The sequence below is a fragment of the Neobacillus sp. DFD-2R genome (assembly GCF_057747865.1).
Genome location: NZ_CM173228.1, coordinates 1,164,960 through 1,189,254 on the forward strand (window position 1 = coordinate 1,164,960; position 24,295 = coordinate 1,189,254).

Annotated in this window: 15 protein-coding genes, 22 tRNA genes, 3 rRNA genes, 1 pseudogene and 1 other annotated feature (1 of these 42 running past the window's edge); of the genes and pseudogenes, 36 read left to right on the forward strand and 5 right to left on the reverse strand. The window is 41.9% G+C overall.

What is annotated here, in order from left to right; genetic code table 11:
- Positions 1–51 (reverse strand) — a binding site (T-box leader); it reaches 162 nt to the left of the window's first position.
- Positions 52–303: 252 nt separating this feature from the next.
- The 4 genes from AC3ANV_RS05495 (at position 304) to nagE (ending at position 6,019) form a co-directional block, all read left to right on the forward strand.
- Positions 304–1,599, forward strand: a complete 1,296-nt coding sequence (locus AC3ANV_RS05495) for a homoserine dehydrogenase (protein WP_488312663.1) — start codon at positions 304–306, stop codon at positions 1,597–1,599.
- Positions 1,596–2,657 carry a threonine synthase gene (gene thrC / locus AC3ANV_RS05500; RefSeq protein ID WP_488312664.1) on the forward strand — a complete coding sequence of 354 codons (1,062 nt, stop codon included), beginning with the start codon at positions 1,596–1,598 and terminating at the stop codon, positions 2,655–2,657. The genes AC3ANV_RS05495 and thrC overlap by 4 nt, the downstream gene beginning before the upstream one ends.
- Complete coding sequence (thrB, locus tag AC3ANV_RS05505) at positions 2,654–3,571, forward strand: homoserine kinase (RefSeq protein ID WP_488312665.1); 918 nt, start codon at positions 2,654–2,656, stop codon at positions 3,569–3,571. Before thrC ends, thrB begins: the two co-directional genes overlap by 4 nt.
- Before the next feature lie 561 nt (positions 3,572–4,132).
- Complete coding sequence (gene nagE, locus AC3ANV_RS05510) at positions 4,133–6,019, forward strand: N-acetylglucosamine-specific PTS transporter subunit IIBC (RefSeq protein ID WP_488312666.1); 1,887 nt, start codon at positions 4,133–4,135, stop codon at positions 6,017–6,019.
- A 127-nt stretch (positions 6,020–6,146) separates the two neighbouring features.
- Here nagE and AC3ANV_RS05515 read toward each other — a convergent pair whose 3' ends face one another.
- Positions 6,147–6,446, reverse strand: a complete 300-nt coding sequence (locus AC3ANV_RS05515; RefSeq protein ID WP_488312667.1) for a spore coat protein — start codon at positions 6,444–6,446, stop codon at positions 6,147–6,149.
- Positions 6,447–6,650 (reverse strand): hypothetical protein, encoded by a 204-nt coding sequence (locus tag AC3ANV_RS05520; RefSeq protein ID WP_488312668.1) that lies wholly within the window; start codon positions 6,648–6,650, stop codon positions 6,447–6,449.
- A 146-nt stretch (positions 6,651–6,796) separates the two neighbouring features.
- On the opposite strand from AC3ANV_RS05520, the gene AC3ANV_RS05525 reads away from it, so the two are divergent.
- The 4 genes from AC3ANV_RS05525 to AC3ANV_RS05540 all read left to right on the forward strand — a co-directional run bounded on the left by AC3ANV_RS05525 (position 6,797) and on the right by AC3ANV_RS05540 (position 9,559).
- A complete protein-coding gene (locus AC3ANV_RS05525; protein WP_488312669.1) occupies positions 6,797–7,006 on the forward strand; it encodes a spore coat protein in 210 nt (69 codons plus the stop codon).
- Positions 7,007–7,020: 14 nt separating this feature from the next.
- Positions 7,021–7,380: a spore coat protein gene (locus AC3ANV_RS05530; RefSeq protein ID WP_488312670.1), complete on the forward strand. Its 360-nt coding sequence runs from the start codon at positions 7,021–7,023 to the stop codon at positions 7,378–7,380.
- An 18-nt stretch (positions 7,381–7,398) separates the two neighbouring features.
- Positions 7,399–8,535: a zinc-dependent alcohol dehydrogenase gene (locus AC3ANV_RS05535; RefSeq protein ID WP_488312671.1), complete on the forward strand. Its 1,137-nt coding sequence runs from the start codon at positions 7,399–7,401 to the stop codon at positions 8,533–8,535.
- Between the two features lie 145 nt (positions 8,536–8,680).
- Positions 8,681–9,559, forward strand: a complete 879-nt coding sequence (locus AC3ANV_RS05540; protein WP_488312672.1) for an alkaline phosphatase family protein — start codon at positions 8,681–8,683, stop codon at positions 9,557–9,559.
- A gap of 32 nt (positions 9,560–9,591) precedes the next feature.
- Here the strand turns inward: AC3ANV_RS05540 and AC3ANV_RS05545 are convergent, their stop codons facing one another.
- Positions 9,592–10,170, reverse strand: a complete 579-nt coding sequence (locus AC3ANV_RS05545; RefSeq protein WP_488312673.1) for an RBBP9/YdeN family alpha/beta hydrolase — start codon at positions 10,168–10,170, stop codon at positions 9,592–9,594.
- A gap of 167 nt (positions 10,171–10,337) precedes the next feature.
- On the opposite strand from AC3ANV_RS05545, the gene AC3ANV_RS05550 reads away from it, so the two are divergent.
- A complete protein-coding gene (locus tag AC3ANV_RS05550) occupies positions 10,338–11,738 on the forward strand; it encodes a DEAD/DEAH box helicase (RefSeq protein ID WP_488312674.1) in 1,401 nt (466 codons plus the stop codon).
- Between the two features lie 148 nt (positions 11,739–11,886).
- Positions 11,887–11,985, forward strand: a pseudogene (locus tag AC3ANV_RS05555) (fumarylacetoacetate hydrolase family protein); the annotation flags it as partial.
- Between the two features lie 118 nt (positions 11,986–12,103).
- On the opposite strand, the gene AC3ANV_RS05560 reads toward AC3ANV_RS05555, so the two are convergent.
- Together AC3ANV_RS05560 and AC3ANV_RS05565 are read right to left on the reverse strand one after the other, a co-directional pair.
- Positions 12,104–12,176, reverse strand: a tRNA-Ala gene (locus AC3ANV_RS05560).
- A gap of 85 nt (positions 12,177–12,261) precedes the next feature.
- Positions 12,262–12,957: an MgtC/SapB family protein gene (locus AC3ANV_RS05565; protein WP_488312675.1), complete on the reverse strand. Its 696-nt coding sequence runs from the start codon at positions 12,955–12,957 to the stop codon at positions 12,262–12,264.
- Positions 12,958–13,716: 759 nt separating this feature from the next.
- On the opposite strand from AC3ANV_RS05565, the gene AC3ANV_RS05570 reads away from it, so the two are divergent.
- From AC3ANV_RS05570 to AC3ANV_RS05695, 26 genes are all read left to right on the forward strand, one after another.
- Positions 13,717–15,266 (forward strand): 16S ribosomal RNA (locus AC3ANV_RS05570).
- 240 nt (positions 15,267–15,506) lie between these two features.
- A 23S ribosomal RNA gene (locus AC3ANV_RS05575) occupies positions 15,507–18,442 on the forward strand.
- Between the two features lie 131 nt (positions 18,443–18,573).
- A 5S ribosomal RNA gene (rrf, locus tag AC3ANV_RS05580) occupies positions 18,574–18,689 on the forward strand.
- The 16S, 23S and 5S rRNA genes sit together here with 21 tRNA genes alongside, the layout of an rRNA operon.
- A 9-nt stretch (positions 18,690–18,698) precedes the next feature.
- A tRNA-Val gene (locus AC3ANV_RS05585) sits at positions 18,699–18,774 on the forward strand.
- Positions 18,775–18,782: 8 nt separating this feature from the next.
- A tRNA-Thr gene (locus tag AC3ANV_RS05590) sits at positions 18,783–18,858 on the forward strand.
- 25 nt (positions 18,859–18,883) lie between these two features.
- Positions 18,884–18,959: transfer RNA gene (locus AC3ANV_RS05595), tRNA-Lys, on the forward strand.
- Between the two features lie 34 nt (positions 18,960–18,993).
- Positions 18,994–19,078, forward strand: a tRNA-Leu gene (locus AC3ANV_RS05600).
- 35 nt (positions 19,079–19,113) lie between these two features.
- A tRNA-Gly gene (locus tag AC3ANV_RS05605) sits at positions 19,114–19,188 on the forward strand.
- Positions 19,189–19,194: 6 nt separating this feature from the next.
- Positions 19,195–19,283 (forward strand) — tRNA-Leu (locus AC3ANV_RS05610).
- A gap of 37 nt (positions 19,284–19,320) precedes the next feature.
- A tRNA-Arg gene (locus tag AC3ANV_RS05615) sits at positions 19,321–19,397 on the forward strand.
- Positions 19,398–19,404: 7 nt separating this feature from the next.
- Positions 19,405–19,481: transfer RNA gene (locus AC3ANV_RS05620), tRNA-Pro, on the forward strand.
- Between the two features lie 19 nt (positions 19,482–19,500).
- Positions 19,501–19,576, forward strand: a tRNA-Ala gene (locus tag AC3ANV_RS05625).
- Between the two features lie 18 nt (positions 19,577–19,594).
- Positions 19,595–19,671, forward strand: a tRNA-Met gene (locus AC3ANV_RS05630).
- A gap of 27 nt (positions 19,672–19,698) precedes the next feature.
- A tRNA-Ile gene (locus tag AC3ANV_RS05635) sits at positions 19,699–19,775 on the forward strand.
- A gap of 17 nt (positions 19,776–19,792) precedes the next feature.
- Positions 19,793–19,885 (forward strand) — tRNA-Ser (locus AC3ANV_RS05640).
- A 178-nt stretch (positions 19,886–20,063) separates the two neighbouring features.
- Positions 20,064–20,137, forward strand: a tRNA-Met gene (locus tag AC3ANV_RS05645).
- A gap of 3 nt (positions 20,138–20,140) precedes the next feature.
- A tRNA-Asp gene (locus tag AC3ANV_RS05650) sits at positions 20,141–20,217 on the forward strand.
- Positions 20,218–20,223: 6 nt separating this feature from the next.
- Positions 20,224–20,299 (forward strand) — tRNA-Phe (locus AC3ANV_RS05655).
- 29 nt (positions 20,300–20,328) lie between these two features.
- Positions 20,329–20,404, forward strand: a tRNA-His gene (locus AC3ANV_RS05660).
- A gap of 15 nt (positions 20,405–20,419) precedes the next feature.
- A tRNA-Gly gene (locus AC3ANV_RS05665) sits at positions 20,420–20,493 on the forward strand.
- A gap of 5 nt (positions 20,494–20,498) precedes the next feature.
- A tRNA-Ile gene (locus tag AC3ANV_RS05670) sits at positions 20,499–20,575 on the forward strand.
- 20 nt (positions 20,576–20,595) lie between these two features.
- A tRNA-Asn gene (locus AC3ANV_RS05675) sits at positions 20,596–20,670 on the forward strand.
- A 3-nt stretch (positions 20,671–20,673) separates the two neighbouring features.
- Positions 20,674–20,764, forward strand: a tRNA-Ser gene (locus AC3ANV_RS05680).
- Between the two features lie 4 nt (positions 20,765–20,768).
- Positions 20,769–20,840, forward strand: a tRNA-Glu gene (locus tag AC3ANV_RS05685).
- Between the two features lie 414 nt (positions 20,841–21,254).
- Positions 21,255–23,201 carry a 1,4-alpha-glucan branching protein GlgB gene (gene glgB / locus AC3ANV_RS05690; RefSeq protein ID WP_488312676.1) on the forward strand — a complete coding sequence of 649 codons (1,947 nt, stop codon included), beginning with the start codon at positions 21,255–21,257 and terminating at the stop codon, positions 23,199–23,201.
- Positions 23,143–24,288 (forward strand): glucose-1-phosphate adenylyltransferase, encoded by a 1,146-nt coding sequence (locus AC3ANV_RS05695; protein WP_488312677.1) that lies wholly within the window; start codon positions 23,143–23,145, stop codon positions 24,286–24,288. Before glgB ends, AC3ANV_RS05695 begins: the two co-directional genes overlap by 59 nt.
- The last annotated feature ends 7 nt before the right edge of the window (positions 24,289–24,295 follow it).

Consider the following 24,295-nt stretch of genomic DNA (forward strand, 5'->3'; position numbering starts at 1 on the left):
CACCGGCTCTCTAAAGACATTTCATACTACCGTCTTCGTCATCACTTTTATTTTTTGATTGAATATACGGAATATTCTACATGCATACCTTTAATCTTGTAAAGAGCTAAATATAATTATTTTTCTTAATAATTTATAAAAAATTTTTTTGAATTATAATAGTCCATTAACAACGCGTAAGTAAGCGATTACATAATTATTTATTGAGAGCACAACTATTGTAAAAATATTAAGAGAATCATATAATGTCTACTATATAAATACAATTGTGCGCTTGAAAAGGACAAATTAGGAGGGTAACTCATGAAAGCAATTTCGATTGGATTATTAGGATTAGGAACTGTTGGTTCCGGAGTAGTAAAAATTATCGAAAATCACCAAGATAAATTAATTCACCAAATTGGATGCCCTGTTGTTATAAAAAAAATTCTTGTCAAAGATGTACATAAAACAAGGCCTGTCGAAGTGGATACCAGTTTATTAACCTCTAATGCTGATGATATTCTTCATAACGAGGAGATTGATGTTGTTATTGAGGTACTGGGTGGTGTCGCTGATACAAAAGAATATTTGCTAAGCGCCCTCCGTCAAGGAAAGCATGTCGTTACAGCTAATAAAGATTTAATGGCCCTGCACGGTTCTGAGTTGTTAAGAGTGGCTTCTGAGCATGGCTGTGATCTGTTTTATGAAGCAAGTGTTGCCGGAGGTATCCCGATTCTAAGAGGCTTAGTAGATGGTCTTGCTTCGGATCGAATTACGCAAATGATGGGAATTGTGAATGGGACAACGAACTATATCTTAACAAAAATGAGCCAAGAAGGCTTGGCATATGAAGAGGTTCTTAAAGAAGCTCAGGTACTCGGATTTGCAGAAGCGGATCCAACATCTGATGTGGAAGGACTTGATGCGGCCCGTAAAATGACTATTTTAGCTACATTAGGTTTTTCGATGCATATAGATTTAGAAGATGTTAAGGTAAGTGGTATTACAAATATTACAGAAGAAGACCTGAGATATGGAAAACAATTAGGTTATACGATGAAACTCATCGGTTTCGCGCATCGTGAAGGAGAAAAAGTCGAGGTAAGTGTGCAGCCTACTTTCTTATCTGATAATCATCCGCTAGCCTCTGTTCAAAACGAATATAATGCTGTTTACGTTTATGGTGAAGCTGTTGGTGAAACGATGTTTTATGGACCGGGTGCAGGAAGCTTACCGACTGCAACAGCGGTTGTTTCCGATTTAGTGGGAGTTATTAAAAACCTAAGGCTTGGCGTCAATGGACGGAGTGCTGTTACACCACAATTTCCAAAGCAATTAAAGGACGACACCGAAAAGTACTCTAAATACTTCCTGCGAATTCATGTCCGGGATGAGGTTGGTGTTTTTGCAGATATTACTTCTCTTTTTGCAAAATACGGTGTAAGCTTTGAGAAAATACTTCAGTTACCGATAAAGAAAAATGAAACTTCAGAAATCGTTTTAGTAACACATCGATCTTCGTTAACTAACTATGAAAAGATTTTATTGGAATTAAATGATTTACAAGCAGTGAAGGAAATAAAAAGTTCATATCGTGTGGTGAGGAAATCATTATGAGATGGCCGGGTTTATTAGAAGCATATAAAGAATTTTTACCAGTAAATACCGAAACACCTCTCCTTTCGTTAAATGAAGGAAATACGCCATTAATTAAGCTCGATCGCCTTTCAAAGGAATGGGATGTTGAGCTATATGTAAAAATGGAAGGGGCAAATCCAACGGGGTCTTTCAAGGATCGCGGGATGGTTATGGCTGTCGCTAAAGCAGTAGAAGAAGGAAGTAAGACTGTCATTTGCGCCTCAACAGGAAATACTTCTGCATCCGCTGCAGCGTATGCGGCACGGGCCGGGTTACGTTGTATTATTGTCATTCCTGAAGGGAAAATTGCGATGGGAAAACTGGCACAGGCAATGATGTACGGGGCAGAAATTATTTCGATAAAGGGGAATTTCGATCAAGCGTTGCAAATGGTTCGAAATATCAGTGAGGAAGAGCCGATTACACTCGTAAATTCCGTCAATCCTTTTCGATTAGAAGGACAAAAAACCGCTGCCTTTGAGGTTTGTGATCAGTTGGGATTTGCACCTGATATTTTAGCAATTCCGGTAGGGAATGCCGGTAATATCAGCGCATACTGGAAGGGATTTAAGGAATTCGCAACTAAAAAGGGGACGGGACTGCCAAGAATGTTTGGTTTTGAAGCAGCAGGTGCAGCTGCACTTGTTCATAATCGTATATTCGAAAATCCTGAAACCATTGCAACCGCGATAAGAATTGGGAACCCTGCAAGCTGGAACTTAGCGGTTAACGCTGTAGAGGAATCAAATGGCAGGTTCGACGAAGTCAGTGACGATGAGATTTTATTTGCTTATAAAAAAGTTGCCGCAAGTGAAGGAATTTTTGCCGAACCGGCATCCTGTGCATCCCTTGCAGGTGTTTATAAAAATATTCAAAATGGCAAAATAGGAAAAGGTACGAAAATAGTAGCTGTGCTAACTGGGAATGGCTTGAAGGATCCGGATACGGCGATTCAGAATAGTCAAGTTAAATTGATTCAATTGCCCAATGATGAAGGGGCAGTGACTGAACATATTAAAGGAGTTGTCTTAAGATGACTCAAGAGAATCGTTTTATCATTAAAGTACCGGCAAGTTCCGCAAACCTGGGTCCCGGTTTCGATTCGATGGGGGTTGCCCTGGATTTGTATTTGCAGGTAGAGGTAGAAGAAAGTGATAAATGGGAATGCCATTCTACATCCGCTGATTTAAAGGATCTTCCAACGGATGAAAGCCATTTTATTTGCCAAGTTGCCATTCAAACCGCGGGAAAATATGGAAGGGAATTGCAGCCTTGCAAACTAAAAATTGACAGTGAGATCCCTTTAGCACGTGGACTTGGTTCCAGTGCTGCAGCTATTGTTGCAGGTATTGAGCTGGCAGACTGTGTCGGGAAATTAGAATTGTCGAAGAAAGAGAAGCTTCTCCTTGCCACTGAATTGGAGGGGCATCCTGATAATGCGGGTGCTTCCCTGTATGGGGGCCTAGTGATCGGCTGCTATCAACAAATGGAAGTGGATATGTTAACATTTTCAGATATGGCCTTTGAAATGGTAGCGTTAATCCCGCAAGAAATTTTATTGACGAAGGTAGCTCGGGAAGTACTGCCAAAAACTTTCTCGTATGCCGAAGCAATTCAAGCTTCTTCAACTTCTAATCTTTTGGTTGCAGCCCTTCTTAGCCAAAACTGGGCATTAGCAGGAAAAATGATGGAGCTTGACATCTTTCATCAGCCATACCGAAGACCGCTTATCCACTTCTATAGCGATATCGAAAAATGCGCGAAAGAAAAAGGAGCATTTGGAGTGGCCTTAAGTGGAGCCGGTCCGACGGTTATCTGTTTTATTGAAAAAGGAAAAGGAGAGCAGTTGGCCCTTTCTTTGCAAAGCACATTTTCTAAGATGACTGCTAAAGTTCTAAATATTGATAACACTGGAAGTCATGTTTATAAAGTGGAAAAATGTTTAAAGTAATTTTTCAAAACAAAAAGGGCAGCATATCACTGCCCTCAGGCTGTCGAAAAACCTTCGGCAGCCTCTTGTTTATTTATTTGCTTTAACAATTCACCGCGTTAATTTGTTATAATATTATTGGTATATAGGCTTTTAAACAGGTCTGTTGATTGGCGCTCCCGGCACTTCGCTTTCCGCGGGCGTGCCGGGTAGCCTCTCCTGCGGGTCTCCCCTGCCCCGTACTCCCGCAGGAGTCTTCGTGCCTTCCGCTCCAATCAACAGAGTGTTTTCAATAAAGACCTCCAACTAAACTATAAATAATTAAAATAAGTGGTGAAATCAATGTTTAAGCCAAAAGAGTCTAGCCAAAGTGAATTTGAATTTGTATCTATTGATGAATTGGTACCTTTACGAATAGAATAAATGAAATAAAGGAAACACTACTCAAAATAAAAGATGAGTAGTGTTTTTTATAAACAGGTCAAAATTGGTATAGACAACTATACAATGAAGTGGTAAGATGTTTTCTGTAGTATAAAAAGCGCTTTCATAATTTTTATTTTATAGATTGGAGAGATTTATATGCTAGGATTTTTACAACGTATTGGTAAAGCTCTAATGCTTCCAATAGCGGTATTACCGGCAGCAGGGCTTTTGTTACGATTCGGTCAAGCTGACTTATTAAATATCCCCTTTATCGCAAATGCAGGAAATGCTGTTTTTGCCAACCTTGCTTTAATTTTCGCCATTGGGGTGGCAATGGGATTTGCAAAAGATAATAACGGTGCCGCGGCATTATCAGGGGCAATCGGATATTTGGTTTTAACTCAAGGGGCAATAGCCTTAAATAAGGACATTAACATGGGGGTTCTTGGCGGAATTCTCGCAGGGATTATCGCTGGGTTATTATATAACCGTTTTCATAATATTAAGCTGCCCGAATGGCTGGGCTTCTTTAGCGGAAGACGTTTTGTGCCAATCGTTACCTCGGTTGCAATGGTTATTTTAGCAGGAATTGCCGGATTAGTTTGGCCGATGATTCAAGATGGGATAAACGGGTTAGGGAATTGGCTTATTGGCTTAGGTGCGGTAGGAGCAGGTCTTTTCGGAATCTTTAACCGTTTGCTTATTCCATTAGGACTTCATCACGTGTTAAATAGTTTATTTTGGTTCCAATTCGGAACTTTCCATGGGAAAACAGGGGATATCGCGCGCTTTTTAGCGGGTGACCCCCATGCAGGACAATATATGACAGGTTTCTTCCCTGTGATGATGTTTGGATTGCCGGGAGCTACACTAGCAATGATTTTAGCAGCAAAGCCGGAGAGAAGAAAAGCTGTCACCGGTATGTTTATCGGTGTAGCCTTAACTTCATTTATTACGGGAATTACGGAGCCAATTGAGTTTTCGTTTATGTTTATTGCACCGGTTTTATATGGAATTCATGCTGTTTTAACAGGGCTTTCTTTTGTGATCACTTCCATGCTGGGAATTCGCGATGGATTTACCTTCTCTGCAGGTGCAATCGACTATCTAATTAACTTTAATATCGCTTCAAAACCATTATTACTGCTGGTAGTTGGCTTAGTATACTTTGTCCTTTACTTTGTTATTTTCTACGCAGTTATTAAGGCATTCAATCTTAAAACGCCCGGGCGAGAAGATGAGGTTGAAGGTGAGCAGCAAAATACTGCAGCTGTTGTTGGTACTGATAAATTCGAGCAAATGGCTTATAATTTTATCAATGATATTGGTGGAAAAGAAAATATTACATCGATTGAAAATTGTACAACACGTTTACGTTTAAAAGTAAAGAATATGGAAAAAGTAAAGGATTCATCCTTAAAAGCACATGGTGCAAAAGGTGTAATGAAATTAAATGATACAAACCTTCAGGTTGTAGTGGGAACAGAAGTAGAATTTGTTGCCGATGCAATGAAGCGGTTGGATATGCAGGCGGTAAACACTCATCAATTTCAAGAACAGGAAGATGCTGCTCAAACTAGCGGACAGCTGCCTTTATCGGCTAATAATTTTGTAATGCCAATTGAAGGAGAAATTATCTCGATTACCGAAGTACCTGATCAAGTATTTTCCCAAAAAATGATGGGTGACGGCTTTGCGATTATACCTGAAAAGGGTTCTGTCGTATCTCCGGTCGATGGTAAAGTGATTAATATCTTCCCAACAAAACATGCGATTGGCCTTAAGTCTAACGAAGGGTATGAAATTTTAATTCATGTTGGAATGGACACTGTCAATTTAAAAGGAGAAGGTTTTACAATTTTTGTGACGGAAGGAGAGCAAATAAAGAAAGGGCAGGAGATTTTGAAGTTCGATCTTGAATTCTTAAAGAAATCCGCTCCTTCAACTGTTACTCCAATTATTTTTACAAACCTATCTAAGCTTACATTAAAGAAACAAGGAAAAGTGGAACAAGGAAAAAGTGGTATTTTATCAATTGAATAATGAGTAGTTCCAAGAGGAATAACCAAGAATGCTAAAAAAGGAGAACCGCGGTTCTCTTTTTTTAGCTAATAGGTGCAACTCCCCCTTTGTCTTCGCCCTTTGGGGCTCGCCAATCGGCGGGTTTTCTTTATTTATCTGCCAGTTTAATTGCGGTTTCAGTTGCAGTTAAGTCAACCTGCAACTGTTCCCTCAATTCATGCGGATGATAATATTCTTTTGCAATCATATAGTTAGTAATGATTGCATGAGCTTGAATCGCTGCAGTTAATTGTTCTCTTAAAACTTCCTTTAATTCCGGTGTTGCCGTTTCAGTAATGGCTGCCGCATAATTTCGAACGGCAGATTTTGCTGAAACCAAGTAATCTGTTGCAATAATTTGATCGGTTATGCCGCCCATTCCCATAAAGTTTTGTAAGAAATGGTTCATCTAATATTCCTCCCGACTTGACAAAAAACGTTGTAATTGCTGAATATGCTGTGTTCCTGTAGTCACCTCTTTAGAAAGGATTGCCTGTAGTTCTTCATCTTGAGCCAATGCCCCCATAGTAGTAGCTTTTGTTAAGGTTAGATTTTTGAAGGTTAATAATTCATGAACCTCAAGTGTTTCATGAAGCCCTAAGTATTTTGTCATTTCTTCTCACTCCCTCGGGCGAACTATTTTTCCTCTATAGATTCTCTTAGGCTATGGCTGTTTATTCATTTGCTGAAAAGTAACTTTTGCATAAACTGAAAAGGATGTAGGGAAAATATTTAAGTGATAAATCCGGAGGTGGATATATGGAAAATGAAAGCTTAGCCTTACATGAGACAATGGAAACACATGAGATTCTAAACTATAAAACAGTCTGCTTGCTTAGATCAAAATTAATGCAAGGTTTATGTTTTGATAATGATTTAAAAGCGTTAATGGAAAAAGACGTTCAACAAGCGATTAGAGATATAAATGAACTGCTTCCCTTTTACAAACAGAGTCAAATCCTACATTAACTGGAGTTGAAAAAATGGAAGATTATTTAGATCCCAGAAACGCAGAGGGAATGCCGAATTTAGCTGATTCTGCTTTTGCCATGGATTTTTTATTAACAATAAAGAATGGCATTCGAAATTATGGGTTCGCGATTACGGAGACAGCCAACCCGGAACTGAGAAACGTACTTCAAAAACAGTTGGATGCCGCCATAGATTTGCACGGAGAAATTTCCGAACTGATGATAAAAAAAGGATGGCTTCATCCATTTGATTTTAAAGAACAGTTTCCAATCGATATAAAAGCTGCAGAGACTGCTGTCCAAATTGCCCAACTGAATCTTTATCCTATCGATACGGACAGAAGAGGAATGTTTGCAACACCGAATAAATAAAAGGAGGGGAATGTATAAATGAAAGCCGTTACATATCAAGGCATTAAAAATGTGCAGGTCACAAATGTAAAAGATCCTGTTATTAAAAATCCGGATGATATTATCATAAAAGTTACAACTTCAGCGATATGCGGTTCCGATTTACATCTGCTTCATGCAATGATTCCTAATTTGCCTACAGACTATGTTATTGGCCACGAGCCATTAGGAGTGGTGGAGGAAATAGGGTCGGAGGTTACAAAATTAAAAAAAGGTGATCGAGTCATTATTCCGTTTAATGTAAGCTGCGGGCATTGTTGGTATTGCACCCATGACTTGACAAGTCAGTGTGACAATTCAAATCCTCATGGAGAAATAGGAGGTTTTTTTGGTTATTCGGAAACAACCGGCGGTTATGCAGGCGGGCAAGCGGAATATATGCGCGTCCCTTTTGGGAACTTTACGCCTTTTAAGATACCGGAGGATTGCGAAGTAGATGATGAAAAATTGGTAACTTTGGCGGATGCATGCGCAACTGCCTATTGGAGTGTTGATCATGCCGGTGTAAAGGCGGACGATTCTGTTATTATACTTGGATGCGGTCCTGTAGGATTGCTGGCACAAAAATTTGCCTGGTTAAACGGTGCGAAAAGGGTTATTGCCGTTGATTATATTGATTATCGATTAGAGCATGCAAAACGAACGAATAAAGTAGAAACGGTGAATTTTGAACAATACGATAATACTGGAGAATACTTGAGAGATATAACTGAAGGTGGAGCAGATGTGGTAATCGACTGCACCGGTATGAGCGGGAAGATGACGCCAATGGAATTTCTGGCCACTGGCTTAAAACTCCATGGCGGAGCGATGGGCGGTATCGTTATTGCTTCACAGGCAGTCCGTAAAGGAGGTACCGTTCAGTTAACAGGTGTTTATGGTGGACGGTATAATGCTTTCCCGCTAGGGGATTTCTTCCAGCGAAATGTAGATATTAAAATGGGACAAGCACCAGTAATCCCCTATCTGCCATTTTTATATGATCTCATTACGCAAGGGAAAGTAGACCCAGGGGATGTGGTTACCCATGTTTTGCCGTTGGATCAAGCAAAACATGGATACGAAGTTTTTGACACTAGAACCGATGGATGTATTAAAGTGGTGTTGAAACCATAAAATAAATTATTTGAAGTAACCACAGTTTTAGTATGGTTTAATAAACAAACAAAAGGTCTCCATCATTATATGGATGATCTTTTTTATTTTGATTAATTTCATACCTAATTGGTAAAATAATGGAATGAGGAAAGAGGCGAACGATTTGTTAAAAAAATGGGGTATACTCATTATTTCAGTTATGTTTATATTAAGTGCTTGTTCCCAAATTCAACCGAAAAAACAGACTCCTGTAAAATCGTCTAATGTTCCAACAGCAAAAGATGTGAAATTTCCGAAGATTGATCATATCGTTATTGTTATTGAGGAAAACCACGCACAACAGCAGATTATTGGAAATCGCTCCGCCCCTTATATGAATTCTCTAATGAATAAGGGGGCGAACTTAACAAACTATCATGCTATAGAGCATCCCAGCCAGCCGAATTATTTGGACTTGTTCTCAGGTTCAAACCAAGGTGTTACAGATGATCATGTTCCAAAAACTAAATTCTCAACAAGTAATTTAGCAAGTGAACTTATTGAAAAAAAGTATTCATTTGTGGGATACTCTGAAGATTTGCCAACGATAGGTTTTAACGGAGAATCAAGTGGAGATTACGCACGTAAGCATAATCCGTGGGTTAATTTCACCAATATCCCCCAAAAAGCAAATCAGCCATTAGAAAATTTTCCAAAAGATTTTAATCATTTGCCAACCGTTTCATTTGTTATCCCCAATCTCCAACATGACATGCATAATGGAACGATTAAGGAAGCAGATGTATGGCTGGAGAAACAGATCGATGCTTATGTCCAATGGGCAAAAACGAATAACAGTTTGTTAATTGTGACATGGGACGAAGATGATGATTCGCAAGATAACAAGATTCCAACCTTTTTTGTCGGTCCTATGGTGAAAACAGGGCAAAACAGTGAAGTGCTTAACCACTTTAATCTATTAAGAACCCTCGAAGATATTTACGGGTTGAAACATTCAGGAGAAAGTAAATCTGTTGAGCCGATAACAAGCATATGGAAATAAAAAAAGTGCTTTCAAAAGAGCACTTTTTTGTTTTATAGATAAACTTTCGACTTTTCATTTTTCTTTAAACATAAATCAAGGATCCAAGGCCATTTTCCGAATCCCGATTGTGTGTTGATATGACCTGCGTTTGCTAATGATATAGATGGGATGTTTAGTTTGGTGTAGTGGATTGTATCCTCAATGCTGCAATAGGGATCATTGGTAGAATGGACAAATAACGTTTCTTCTGCCACAATAGATAAATCTTTTCCATTTAAGGGTACCGGAAAAAAGGATTTCGCTTCTGAGAGTACTTTTGTCGGAGCAGGCGGTGCAACAAGAATAACTTGATTTGCAATTTGTTTATTCTGTGCTGCGGCGAAATGGAGCCATAAAAGACATCCAAGACTATGGGTAATAACCGTTAAGTAATGATCTTTTGGGATCGTGTCTATTGCAGAAGATAATTCATTTAACCATACATTTTTATCAGGTGAATCAAAATCAGAAAATGTAGGGTAACAGACATTAAGCTTTCGTTCCCTTAATTCTTGATCCAACCAAGATTGCCAATGATCAGGTCCACTTCCGCCCAGTCCATGGATAATAAGAAAACTCTGTTGGTTCATAAAATCCCTCCGTTTAAGTTAATTATTCCGATAAATTAAGTTGGTATTATCGAAATTATATCTTCTTTCTTTCAGAATGGCAATCAATGTTTAAAAATTATTCATTTTATTAAAAAGAGACTGAGATTTTATTGTTACATCATAATTAATTGAAAGTAGGGGTCTATTTGCCTGATTTTTTAGCGTTAGGTATATCACAAGAATTAACTAATAAATTACATGAATTCGGTGTGGTAACTCCCACACCCATTCAAGAGAGAGCCATTCCATATGTAATGAATGGTAAAGATATTATTGCCCAAGCTCAAACAGGAACGGGAAAGACGTTTGCGTTTATTTTACCTATGCTAGAAAAAATTGACTCGGATGTTCCATATATTCAAGCGCTTATTGTAACTCCAACGAGAGAATTGGCATTGCAAATCACAGATGAGATTGAAAAGTTGATTGCAGATTTGGAAGGAATTGATGTTTTGGCTGTTTATGGCGGACAGGATGTGGAAAAACAGTTAAGAAAATTAAAGAGAAATGTACAAATTGTCGTCGGGACACCCGGTCGACTTTTAGACCATATTAGACGTGGTACCGTACAATTATCAGAAATATCCTTCCTTGTTCTTGATGAAGCGGATCAAATGCTGCATATTGGGTTTCTAAATGAAGTAGAGGATATTATCAGGGAGACGCCTACTAGTCGACAGACGATGCTGTTTTCAGCAACGATTCCACCTGAAGTTAGAAAATTAGCGGGAAAGCATATGCGTACTCCGGAATATATTCAAGTAGAAAAAATCCAAGGACCTGCTGATAATGTAAAGCAAATTGCCATTCATACGATTGATCGGGCTAAACAAGCAACACTTATGGAGCTTATTGAAACACATCGGCCTTTTTTAGCCGTTGTTTTTTGCCGAACCAAGAGGAGAGTCAGTAAACTCTATGATGTCCTCAAGTCTCATGGATTTTCATGCGATGAATTACATGGTGATTTATCACAAGCAAAAAGAGAACGGGTAATGAAACGTTTTAGGGATGCTGAGATTCAAGTATTGGTTGCAACGGATGTAGCAGCAAGAGGTCTTGATGTTGAAGGTGTTACACATGTATTTAACTATGATATCCCTGAGGATGCTGAAAGCTATATCCATCGAATTGGAAGAACCGGCAGAGCGGGTATGAAGGGATTAGCCATTACGTTTTACTCTTCTGATGATAAGCCGACTCTGGATATGATTGAAAAAGAACTTAAAATAACGATTCAAAAACAAACGTTGGAAAGAAAAAATATACAAGATAATAAACAGGAACCGGTGAGAAAACAGTCATCTAAGGGCTCAAAAGCAAGACAAGATAAACCGAAAAAATTTAGCAGCAATCAAAACCAAAAGCAATCGAAACCCAATAATACAAAACAAAACAGAAATTCAGAAGGCCCGGAAAAATCTACGAAAGAATTTGGAACCAAGTATAAAACTGTTGAAGGAAAGAGAACAGCAGGCAGTTTTCAGGCAAGTAAAGTTGAAAGAAACCGCAGCAAAACAGGATCCGGCAGGAAAAAACGGAGATAAATAATCTTTGGTATACAGAAAAAATAAAAAGATGGGACTGTAAACAATTCAGTTCCATCTTTTTATTTAAAGCTTGTGACAATGGCCGGCTTCCGTTTTCACTCTAAGAGATAAATGTTCCTCTGACATGATCTTTACGTGCGCTGAACCTGAAGAAAGACAGGTTTACTTAAAGCAGGGTGATATTGTTACGGTAGAGGTTGAAAAACTAGGTGCATTAACAAATAGGTTCGTAGCAGAGAATTAATTGAAAAAAGACTGTTAATGCGATTTATCAAATATACATTTCCAATGCTCGGATTTGCATGAATAGAGATTTTATAGATAAAAAAGAAAACCCTTGCTGCGCAAGGGTTTTCGGGTTATGGAGAATAGGGGGCTCGAACCCCTGACCTCTTGCATGCCATGCAAGCGCTCTCCCAGCTGAGCTAATCCCCCGTATAAGTGGTACAAGAAAAATTATACCCGCAACAATGCAATCTTGCAAGTGGAAATTTTTAAAAGAGCCAAAAAAATTTGGCTCCTAACTAATGCTTTCAACCTCTGCCTTTTTTACTCCTTTAAAACTTGAAACAAAGGAGTATACATCAGTTGTTTTTTCCCGATAATCAACTGCAACCAAAATTTGCACAAGATGGTCACCATTATCTAAATCTTTTATCCGAACTCTTCGAATAATGTAGTTTCTTTCCATTAAAGAAGTAATTGCTACATCAATTTGACCTTTATCCCGTATAAATAGTTGCAGCATGATTTCTTTCTCTCTTAATTGTTTAGGACCGATGAGCTTCATTAAGAAAGGGATAAATTCAACACTTATTATAAGTAAGGATACACCGGCAAATGCCTCTAAGTAAAAGCCTGCTCCAACAGCAATACCAATACCTGCAGCTCCCCAAATCATCGCTGCAGTTGTTAGACCTGAAATACTGTCGTTACCCCTTCTTAATATAACTCCCGCTCCCAAAAATCCGATTCCGGAGACAATCTGTGCTGCAAGACGAAGCGGGTCCATTGTAATTTTTACTTTATCCGAATTGGGGAACATATAAGCTGACTGAATTGAAACAATTGTCAATAGACAGCTTACAATACAAATCACAAGACTTGTTTTTAGACCAACGGGCTTTCTTTTTAATTCGCGTTCAAGACCGATGATCAGTCCAAAAGCAGCGGAAATACCAAGCTTTATTAATATTTCCATATCAATACTGTTCATATAGGTTCACGTCCATTTAAAAATCTATTTGCAAAAGCTTTGATAAATTAATAGAGAAGGAATTTCCGGATTAGCATCTGCAAATTTTTAAAAAATCCAGATCTGACCCCTTTAGTGGCTTTCTTTATTAGCGGCTTTTTCCCTCTGTCAATTCACGCTTTGTAACATCATATTTATTATACGGTTAATTTGCTTTAGGTGGAGTCAGTGTGATTGGAGGAATCTTACTATTTATAATAGATGAAAGACAGATGAAATTAAAGGATTAGATAAAAAATCAGAAATGTTGAAGAGTAATAAACGTTTCCTCTATTTATATTATGAAATTAATTGGTCATTTGGAGAAGAGTTATTCACATTTTTTGGGTGTAGCAGTTTCCAAATCATATCAACAGCCTTAAAGATATACTGTCCTGTGGATAAGGATGTGAATAATATTTCAGAATTATACAAAAGCAAATACCTATTAAGGGAAATTTATTTTAAAAAAACTTTATAAATTATATTGCAATCATTTGTTTATCATGGTATATTAAATCTCGTCCTCAACAAGAGCGTCAAACAATGAAAAAAGAAAATAAAAAAGTTGTTGACACTTTAAAGGATGATGTGTTATATTGATAAAGTCGCTTGCGAGCGGTATTAGAAATTGATCTTTGAAAACTAAACAAACAAAATCGTGCAAACAAACAATAACTATTAGTAGATCTTTCGTAAGAAAGTGAAGCTAAGCCAACGTAACAAATGAGCTAATCAACTTTCTTGGAGAGTTTGATCCTGGCTCAGGACGAACGCTGGCGGCGTGCCTAATACATGCAAGTCGAGCGAATCTTTAGGAGCTTGCTCCTGAAGGTTAGCGGCGGACGGGTGAGTAACACGTGGGCAACCTGCCTGTAAGACTGGGATAACTTCGGGAAACCGGAGCTAATACCGGATAATCCTTTTCCTCACATGAGGAAAAGCTGAAAGACGGTTTCGGCTGTCACTTACAGATGGGCCCGCGGCGCATTAGCTAGTTGGTGAGGTAACGGCTCACCAAGGCGACGATGCGTAGCCGACCTGAGAGGGTGATCGGCCACACTGGGACTGAGACACGGCCCAGACTCCTACGGGAGGCAGCAGTAGGGAATCTTCCGCAATGGACGAAAGTCTGACGGAGCAACGCCGCGTGAGCGATGAAGGCCTTCGGGTCGTAAAGCTCTGTTGTTAGGGAAGAACAAGTACCGGAGTAACTGCCGGTACCTTGACGGTACCTAACCAGAAAGCCACGGCTAACTACGTGCCAGCAGCCGCGGTAATACGTAGGTGGCAAGCGTTGTCCGGAATTATTGGGCGTAAAGCGCGCGCAGGCGGTCCTTTAAGTCTGATGTGAAAGCCCACGGCTCAACCGTGGAGGGTCATTGGAAACTGGGGGACTTGAGTGCAGAAGAGGAAAGTGGAATTCCACGTGTAGCGGTGAAATGCGTAGAGATGTGGAGGAACACCAGTGGCGAAGGCGACTTTCTGGTCTGTAACTGACGCTGAGGCGCGAAAGCGTGGGGAGCAAACAGGATTAGATACCCTGGTAGTCCACGCCGTAAACGATGAGTGCTAAGTGTTAGAGGGTTTCCGCCCTTTAGTGCTGCAGCTAACGCATTAAGCACTCCGCCTGGGGAGTACGGCCGCAAGGCTGAAACTCAAAGGAATTGACGGGGGCCCGCACAAGCGGTGGAGCATGTGGTTTAATTCGAAGCAACGCGAAGAACCTTACCAGGTCTTGACATCCTCTGACACCCCTAGAGATAGGGCTTTCCCCTTCGGGGGACAGAGTGACAGGTGGTGCATGGTTGTCGTCAGCTCGTGTCGTGAGATGTTGGGTTAAGTCCCGCAACGAGCGCAACCCTTGATCTTAGTTGCCAGCATTCAGTTGGGCACTCTAAGGTGACTGCCGGTGACAAACCGGAGGAAGGTGGGGATGACGTCAAATCATCATGCCCCTTATGACCTGGGCTACACACGTGCTACAATGGATGGTACAAAGGGCTGCAAAACCGCAAGGTCGAGCCAATCCCATAAAACCATTCTCAGTTCGGATTGTAGGCTGCAACTCGCCTACATGAAGCCGGAATCGCTAGTAATCGCGGATCAGCATGCCGCGGTGAATACGTTCCCGGGCCTTGTACACACCGCCCGTCACACCACGAGAGTTTGTAACACCCGAAGTCGGTGGGGTAACCGTAAGGAGCCAGCCGCCTAAGGTGGGACAGATGATTGGGGTGAAGTCGTAACAAGGTAGCCGTATCGGAAGGTGCGGCTGGATCACCTCCTTTCTAAGGATATATGCCGGACATATGAGCCGGACAAAACAGTTTGTTTGAAACACGTTCTTTGTTTGTTTAGTTTTGAGAGAGCAATTAATCTCTCGAAGCTTTTTTTATTCGTTCTTTGAAAACTGGATAATCGTAAAGAAGAAGTCAAAGTAAGAACCGAGTAATTGGGAAAAATGCAGTTCAATTTTTCCTTGCCATTTTAGTTTTCTCTCTTATTATGTAAGAGAATTAAACCTTTTAGGTTAAGTTAGAAAGGGCGCACGGTGAATGCCTTGGCACTAGGAGCCGATGAAGGACGGGACTAACACCGATATGCTTCGGGGAGCTGTAAGTAAGCTTTGATCCGGAGATTTCCGAATGGGGAAACCCATTGCTCGTAATGGAGCAATATCTTTACCTGAATACATAGGGTATGGAAGGCATACCCGGGGAACTGAAACATCTAAGTACCCGGAGGAAGAGAAAGCAAACGCGATTCCCTGAGTAGCGGCGAGCGAAACGGGACATAGCCCAAACCAAGAGGCTTGCCTCTTGGGGTTGTAGGACACTCAACATGGAGTTACAAAGGAACGGGGTAGATGAAGCGATCTGGAAAGGTCCGTCATAGAAGGTAAAAACCCTGTAGTTGAAACTTCGTTCCCTCCTGAGTGGATCCTGAGTACGGCCGGACACGTGAAATCCGGTCGGAAGCAGGGAGGACCATCTCCCAAGGCTAAATACTCCCTAGTGACCGATAGTGAACCAGTACCGTGAGGGAAAGGTGAAAAGCACCCCGGAAGGGGAGTGAAATAGTTCCTGAAACCGTGTGCCTACAAGTAGTCAGAGCCCGTTTATGGGTGATGGCGTGCCTTTTGTAGAATGAACCGGCGAGTTACGATTACATGCAAGGTTAAGTTGAAGAGACGGAGCCGCAGCGAAAGCGAGTCTGAATAGGGCGAATGAGTATGTGGTCGTAGACCCGAAACCAGGTGATCTACCCATGTCCAGGGTGAAGTCCAGGTAACACTGGATGGAGGCCCGAACCCACGCACGTTGAAAAGTGCGGGGATGAGGTGTGGGTAGCGGAGAAATTCCAATCGAACTTGGAGATAGCTGGTTCTCTCCGAAATAGCTTTAGGGCTAGCCTCACGTAGTAAGAGTCTTGGAGGTAGAGCACTGTTTGGACTAGGGGCCCTCATCGGGTTACCGAATTCAGACAAACTCCGAATGCCAAAGACTTATCCGTGGGAGTCAGACTGCGAGTGATAAGATCCGTAGTCAAAAGGGAAACAGCCCAGACCACCAGCTAAGGTCCCAAAGTATACGTTAAGTGGAAAAGGATGTGGAGTTGCTTAGACAACCAGGATGTTGGCTTAGAAGCAGCCACCATTTAAAGAGTGCGTAATAGCTCACTGGTCGAGTGACTCTGCGCCGAAAATGTACCGGGGCTAAACGTATCACCGAAGCTGTGGATTGACATCTTCGATGTCAGTGGTAGGAGAGCGTTCTAAGGGCGTTGAAGTCAGACCGTAAGGACTGGTGGAGCGCTTAGAAGTGAGAATGCCGGTATGAGTAGCGAAAGATGAGTGAGAATCTCATCCACCGAATGCCTAAGGTTTCCTGAGGAAGGCTCGTCCGCTCAGGGTTAGTCGGGACCTAAGCCGAGGCCGAAAGGCGTAGGCGATGGACAACAGGTTGATATTCCTGTACCACCTCTTTATCGTTTGAGCAACGGGGGGACGCAGGAGGATAGGGTAAGCGCGCTGTTGGATATGCGCGTCTAAGCAGTTAGGCTGCAAGTGAGGCAAATCCCGCTTGCGTGAAGGCTGAGCTGTGACAGCGAGGGAAATTTAGTACCGAAGTTCCTGATTCCACACTGCCAAGAAAAGCCTCTAGCGAGATAAAAGGTGCCCGTACCGCAAACCGACACAGGTAGGCGAGGAGAGAATCCTAAGGTGAGCGAGAGAACTCTCGTTAAGGAACTCGGCAAAATGACCCCGTAACTTCGGGAGAAGGGGTGCTCTTTGGGGTGAATAGCCTCGAAGAGCCGCAGTGAATAGGCCCAGGCGACTGTTTAGCAAAAACACAGGTCTCTGCGAAGCCGCAAGGCGAAGTATAGGGGCTGACGCCTGCCCGGTGCTGGAAGGTTAAGAGGAGGGGTTAGCGCAAGCGAAGCTCTGAATCGAAGCCCCAGTAAACGGCGGCCGTAACTATAACGGTCCTAAGGTAGCGAAATTCCTTGTCGGGTAAGTTCCGACCCGCACGAAAGGCGTAACGATCTGGGCACTGTCTCAACGAGAGACTCGGTGAAATTATAGTACCTGTGAAGATGCAGGTTACCCGCGACAGGACGGAAAGACCCCGTGGAGCTTTACTGTAGCCTGATATTGAATTTTGGTACAGCTTGTACAGGATAGGTAGGAGCCGTAGAAGCCGGAGCGCTAGCTTCGGTGGAGGCGTCGGTGGGATACTACCCTGGCTGTATTGAAATTCTAACCCGCACCCCTCATCGGGGTGGGAGACAGTGTCAGGTGGGCAGTTTGACTGGGGCGGTCGCCTCCTAAAGAGTAACGGAGGCGCCCAAAGGTTCCCTCAGAATGGTTGGAAATCATTCGTAGAGTGTAAAGGCACAAGGGAGCTTGACTGCGAGACCTACAAGTCGAGCAGGGACGAAAGTCGGGCTTAGTGATCCGGTGGTTCCGCATGGAAGGGCCATCGCTCAACGGATAAAAGCTACCCCGGGGATAACAGGCTTATCTCCCCCAAGAGTCCACATCGACGGGGAGGTTTGGCACCTCGATGTCGGCTCATCGCATCCTGGGGCTGTAGTCGGTCCCAAGGGTTGGGCTGTTCGCCCATTAAAGCGGTACGCGAGCTGGGTTCAGAACGTCGTGAGACAGTTCGGTCCCTATCCGTCGTGGGCGCAGGAAATTTGAGAGGAGCTGTCCTTAGTACGAGAGGACCGGGATGGACGCACCGCTGGTGTACCAGTTGTCTTGCCAAAGGCATCGCTGGGTAGCTATGTGCGGACGGGATAAGTGCTGAAAGCATCTAAGCATGAAGCCCCCCTCAAGATGAGATTTCCCATAGCGTCAAGCTAGTAAGAACCCTGAAAGATGATCAGGTTGATAGGTCAGAGGTGGAAGCGCGGTGACGTGTGGAGCTGACTGATACTAATCGTTCGAGGACTTAACCAAGTCATATAAGGTGAACTCGTTTTTACCAAACTTCTTCTGCATTATCCAGTTTTGAGGGAATGAAAAAAAATAAAATTTCCTCTTGAAAAATATGAAAAAGACATTATAATAAAATAGTGTCTGATAAATAGTCTGGCAGCAATGGCGAGAAGGTCACACCCGTTCCCATACCGAACACGGAAGTTAAGCTTCTCAGCGCCGATGGTAGTTGGGACTTTGTCCCTGTGAGAGTAGGACGTTGCCAGGCTGTAAATTTGGAGGATTAGCTCAGCTGGGAGAGCATCTGCCTTACAAGCAGAGGGTCGGCGGTTCGAGCCCGTCATCCTCCACCATATTTACTGCCGGTGTAGCTCAATTGGTAGAGCAACTGACTTGTAATCAGTAGGTTGAGGGTTCAAGTCCTTTCGCCGGCACCACCTTTTAAAAAAGCATTATTAGTATGAGCCATTAGCTCAGTTGGTAGAGCATCTGACTTTTAATCAGAGGGTCGAAGGTTCGAGTCCTTCATGGCTCACCAGAGTTTTTTGCGATAGCAAAATAACTTTCAATACGCGGGTGTGGCGGAATTGGCAGACGCACCAGACTTAGGATCTGGCGCCGCAAGGCGTGGGGGTTCGACTCCCTTCACCCGCACCAAAGTTTTTAGCGATAGAAAAATGACTTGCCATATTGCGGAAGTAGTTCAGTGGTAGAACACCACCTTGCCAAGGTGGGGGTCGCGGGTTCGAATCCCGTCTTCCGCTCCAAGTAGTGCCGGGGTGGCGGAACTGGCAGACGCACAGGACTTAAAATCCTGCGGTAGGTGACTACCGTACCGGTTCGATTCCGGTCCTCGGCACCAAAGTTTTTTGCGATAGCAAAATAACTATCAAAATAATGCGCCCGTAGCTCAATTGGATAGAGCGTCTGACTACGGATCAGAAGGTTATGGGTTCGACTCCTTTCGGGCGCGCCATTATAAACGGGAAGTAGCTCAGCTTGGTAGAGCACTTGGTTTGGGACCAAGGGGTCGCAGGTTCGAATCCTGTCTTCCCGACCAGTTTTGAAACATTTTTTATGGGGCCTTAGCTCAGCTGGGAGAGCGCCTGCTTTGCACGCAGGAGGTCAGCGGTTCGATCCCGCTAGGCTCCACCATAATTTAATCTTATATTTGGCGGTGTAGCTCAGCTGGCTAGAGCGTACGGTTCATACCCGTAAGGTCGGGGGTTCGATCCCCTCCGCCGCTACCAAGTTTATTTATAAGTGAATTTTACCATGGACCTTTAGCTCAGCTGGTTAGAGCAGACGGCTCATAACCGTCCGGTCGTAGGTTCGAGTCCTACAAGGTCCACCAGTAATTTTATATAATATGGAGGAATACCCAAGTCCGGCTGAAGGGATCGGTCTTGAAAACCGACAGGCGGGTTAAACCGCGCGGGGGTTCGAATCCCTCTTCCTCCGCCATATTATTTATTTTTTATCTATAATTGTATTTATTACCGTCGCGGGGTGGAGCAACGAGCGTTACTTCATTGAATATCTGCGAGTTGTATCAATCAAATTGCTGCTTGAATAAGCTTACTGAGATTGATACAGTCCATACAAACTTTGGACATGAATTAAATAAAGTATTTATTACCGTCGCGGGGTGGAGCAGTCCGGTAGCTCGTCGGGCTCATAACCCGAAGGTCGCAGGTTCAAATCCTGTCCCCGCAATTTGGTCTGGTAGTTCAGTTGGTTAGAATGCCTGCCTGTCACGCAGGAGGTCGCGGGTTCGAGTCCCGTCCAGACCGCCATATGTTGGCTCAGTAGCTCAGTCGGTAGAGCAAAGGACTGAAAATCCTTGTGTCGGCGGTTCGATTCCGTCCTGAGCCACCATTTAATTTAATAATATTTTTTACATTGTGGCGATTGTGGCGAAGTGGTTAACGCATCGGATTGTGGTTCCGACATTCGTGGGTTCGATTCCCATCAGTCGCCCCATTTTAATAATCGTATGCGGGTGTAGTTTACTGGTAAAACCTCAGCCTTCCAAGCTGATGTAGTGGGTTCGATTCCCATCACCCGCTCCAATTATGGGCCTATAGCTCAGCTGGTTAGAGCGCACGCCTGATAAGCGTGAGGTCGATGGTTCGAGTCCATTTAGGCCCACCATAATTTAATCTATTTATTATTCCGCAGTAGCTCAGTGGTAGAGCTATCGGCTGTTAACCGATCGGTCGTAGGTTCGAGTCCTACCTGCGGAGCCATATAGAGAAGTACCCAAGTGGCTCAAGGGGCTCCCCTGCTAAGGGAGTAGATCGGGTAACCGGTGCGAGGGTTCGAATCCCTTCTTCTCTGCCATATTGGCCCCTTGGTCAAGCGGTTAAGACACCGCCCTTTCACGGCGGTAACACGGGTTCGAATCCCGTAGGGGTCATATAAAAAAACTGATGATAAATTGTCATCAGTTTTTTTATATGCTTTTTTGCATCACCTTCTCACTTTTATTAAAGGGGATCAAATTCTTTAATAAAATGCCTCTTTTATTTATTAAAATTCCCAATAACGAAACGCTATCTGTTTTTGAAAAGCTCCCCAGTTTAATTCATTATCTGAAATAAATTTCCCGAATAATGCAAACGTTTTCTCTAGAAAAAAATTTTAATAAGTTTTGTCGACATCTGAAATTATATTTATCACTTCTTGTCGAACGCTGAGGGATTAGAGTTATTTATGTCGATTCACGTTACAAAATGTCTGAAAAGAGAAAAAACTTTTTTGAGGAATAAATTGAATTCCGAATTATAATTGAACGATGTAATACATAATTTCAAGAGGAATGAGGAGAGCCATGACAGTGAATACATTATTTCCCACTGATTACCAGCTACATTTATTTCATGAGGGTAGTCTTTTCCAAAGTCATCAGCTTTTTGGCGCTCATATCTTAAAAGATACCAATAGGGTATATACACGATTTTGCGTATGGGCCCCTAATGCCCAACAAGTGAGGCTTACGGGGGATTTCAATAGCTGGAATGGTGAAGGATATGAACTGCAAAAGGTAAATGATGAAGGGGTTTGGATTATCGTTATTAATCAAAACCTGGAAGGTAGTCTTTATAAGTATGAAATTTTATCAGAAACGGGAGAAATCCTCTTAAAAGCAGATCCATATGCATTTTATTCTGAACTAAGACCGAATACTGCATCCATTGTATATTCCTTACAGGATTATGAGTGGCAGGATTATCAATGGGTTCATCGGAAAGAAAAAACAAATTTTTTATCAGAGCCTGCGGTTATATATGAGGTTCATGCAGGATCTTGGAGGAAAAAGCCAAATGGGGATTTCCTTACATATAGAGAACTAGCCTCAGAATTAATTCCATATGTTATTGAACACGGGTTTACCCACATTGAGTTATTACCGCTTGTTGAACATCCACTTGATGCCTCCTGGGGATACCAAGGTACAGGTTATTATTCTGTCACTTCCAGATACGGAACACCAAATGATTTCAAGTATTTTGTGGACCAGTGTCACCAGAATGGAATAGGTGTAATACTGGATTGGGTGCCGGGGCATTTTTGTAAGGATGCCCATGGATTATACCGGTTTGACGGTACACACTTATACTCCTATCGCACAGAGAGTGATAGAGAAAATCATGTCTGGGGAACAGCGAACTTTGATCTTGGAAAAGGAGAGGTACAAAGTTTCCTCATTTCGAATGCGTTTTTTTGGATGGATTACTACCATATAGATGGATTTAGGATGGATGCAGTTGCTAATATCATTTATTGGCCCAATTCCTCCGAGAATGAAGAAAATCCATTTGGAATTGAATTTTTAAAGAAATTAAATAAAGAAGTACATGAGTATGCTCCTAACTTCCTGATGATTGGGGAGGATTCTACAGACTTCTCTAATGTGACCGCACCTGTTCATTATGGCGGATTAGGATTCGATTATAAATGGAATATGGGCTGGATGAATGACGTTCTGGAATATGCAGAAACCCCGCCGTTCAACCGCTCCAGTGTACATTCAAAAATCACTTTTTCGTTTTTATATGCTTATTCAGAAAAATTTATGCTGCCATTTTCCCATGATGAAGTGGTTCATGGAAAAAAGTCATTACTAGATAAAATGCCAGGTGATTACTGGGAAAAATTTGCTCAACTTCGGTTATTGCTAGGTTATATGTTTGCCCATCCGGGAAAAAAACTATTATTCATGGGCTTTGAAATAGGTCAATTTGCAGAATGGAAAGATAAGGAACAGCTTGATTGGAACTTAATGGAATATGACATGCACAGAAATGTAAACACATATGTTAAAGAATTAACAAAGATATATAAGCGTTCAAAACCGCTATATGAATTAGACCATTTATGGGAAGGATTTGAATGGATAGACGTAAATAACAGCAAGCAATCTATTTTTTCCTTTATCCGAAAAGGTAAAAATGAAGATGAATTCTTAGTGGTTATTAGTAATTTTACCGGTGTTAGTTACCAAGATTATAAAGTTGGTGTACCGAAACTAGGCGAGTACCGGGAAATTTTGAATAGTGATTATCTGGAATACGGTGGTACAGGACTTATAAACAAAAAGGTAATTGTTGCTTCTGATGAGCCATTTCATGGAAGGCCATATTCGGTAAATATTACAATTCCCCCATTTGGATTTTTAATTTTAAGACCAGTCAAAAAACGGAAGGAGCGAAAAGGTAATGGTAAAGAAAAAGTGCGTAGCAATGCTGTTGGCAGGAGGGAAAGGAAGCAGGCTTAATTCGCTAACGAAAGATTTAGCGAAGCCGGCTGTGCCCTTTGGAGGGAAATATCGCATCATTGATTTTCCATTAAGCAACTGCAGCAATTCAGGTATTGACACGGTAGGAGTGTTAACACAATATCAACCATTGCTGTTAAATTCATACATCGGGATTGGAAGTGCCTGGGACCTTGACCGTAAAGATGGTGGAGTAACGGTTTTACCGCCTTATGCGGAATCGTCAGAAGTAAAGTGGTACACCGGGACCGCAAGTGCAATCTATCAAAATCTTAATTATCTAAAGCAATATCAGCCGGAATATGTGTTAATTCTCTCCGGCGATCATATTTACAAAATGAACTATGAGAGCATGCTCGAATATCATATTGAAAAAAGGGCAGATGTTACGATCTCATTAATTGAAGTGCCATGGGCGGAAGCGAACCGTTTTGGCATTATGAATACGAATGAAGATTTAAGAATAACAGAATTTGAGGAAAAGCCAAGCAGCCCAAAAAATAATCTTGCTTCTATGGGCATTTACATTTTTAACTGGAATATACTTAAAGAATATTTAGAAATGGACGACCGGAACCCGGATTCCAGCCATGATTTTGGTAAAGATGTTATTCCTCTTTTGCTTGAAGAGAAAAAGAAATTATTTGCTTATCCGTTTAAAGGGTATTGGAAGGACGTTGGTACTGTTCAAAGCCTTTGGGAAGCAAATATGGATTTATTAAATGAAGATTGTGACTTAGACTTATTTGACCACGGATGGAGGATTTATTCAGTCAATCCAAATCAACCGCCGCAGTATATTTCCCCGGATGCCCTTGTTAAGGAATCATTAATTAATGAAGGATGTACAATTGAAGGAGAAATTGATAAGTCAGTACTATTCCAAGGGGTTACAGTAGGAAAGGGTTCGACTATCAAAGAGGCGGTCATTATGCCTGATGCAACAATTGGAAAAAATTGTTTGATTGAAAGAGCGATTGTTCCAGGCGATGTGATTGTTCCGGATGGAACTGTGATCCGTTCATTTGATGATGAGATTATTCTTGTTACAAGCGAAATGTTAAGTGGGTTATACCCCGCTTTTTAAGTGTCCG

What these genes read in the sequence shown, in the direction of transcription:
- AC3ANV_RS05495 (WP_488312663.1), top strand. Translation starts at nt 304, where the DNA reads ATGAAAGCAATTTCGATTGGATTATTAGGATTAGGAACTGTTGGTTCC.
- thrC (WP_488312664.1), top strand. Translation starts at nt 1,596, where the DNA reads ATGAGATGGCCGGGTTTATTAGAAGCATATAAAGAATTTTTACCAGTA.
- thrB (WP_488312665.1), top strand. Translation starts at nt 2,654, where the DNA reads ATGACTCAAGAGAATCGTTTTATCATTAAAGTACCGGCAAGTTCCGCA.
- nagE (WP_488312666.1), top strand. Translation starts at nt 4,133, where the DNA reads ATGCTAGGATTTTTACAACGTATTGGTAAAGCTCTAATGCTTCCAATA.
- AC3ANV_RS05515 (WP_488312667.1), bottom strand. Translation starts at nt 6,446, where the DNA reads ATGAACCATTTCTTACAAAACTTTATGGGAATGGGCGGCATAACCGAT.
- AC3ANV_RS05520 (WP_488312668.1), bottom strand. Translation starts at nt 6,650, where the DNA reads ATGACAAAATACTTAGGGCTTCATGAAACACTTGAGGTTCATGAATTA.
- AC3ANV_RS05525 (WP_488312669.1), top strand. Translation starts at nt 6,797, where the DNA reads ATGGAAAATGAAAGCTTAGCCTTACATGAGACAATGGAAACACATGAG.
- AC3ANV_RS05530 (WP_488312670.1), top strand. Translation starts at nt 7,021, where the DNA reads ATGGAAGATTATTTAGATCCCAGAAACGCAGAGGGAATGCCGAATTTA.
- AC3ANV_RS05535 (WP_488312671.1), top strand. Translation starts at nt 7,399, where the DNA reads ATGAAAGCCGTTACATATCAAGGCATTAAAAATGTGCAGGTCACAAAT.
- AC3ANV_RS05545 (WP_488312673.1), bottom strand. Translation starts at nt 10,170, where the DNA reads ATGAACCAACAGAGTTTTCTTATTATCCATGGACTGGGCGGAAGTGGA.
- AC3ANV_RS05565 (WP_488312675.1), bottom strand. Translation starts at nt 12,957, where the DNA reads ATGAACAGTATTGATATGGAAATATTAATAAAGCTTGGTATTTCCGCT.
- glgB (WP_488312676.1), top strand. Translation starts at nt 21,255, where the DNA reads ATGACAGTGAATACATTATTTCCCACTGATTACCAGCTACATTTATTT.
- AC3ANV_RS05695 (WP_488312677.1), top strand. Translation starts at nt 23,143, where the DNA reads ATGGTAAAGAAAAAGTGCGTAGCAATGCTGTTGGCAGGAGGGAAAGGA.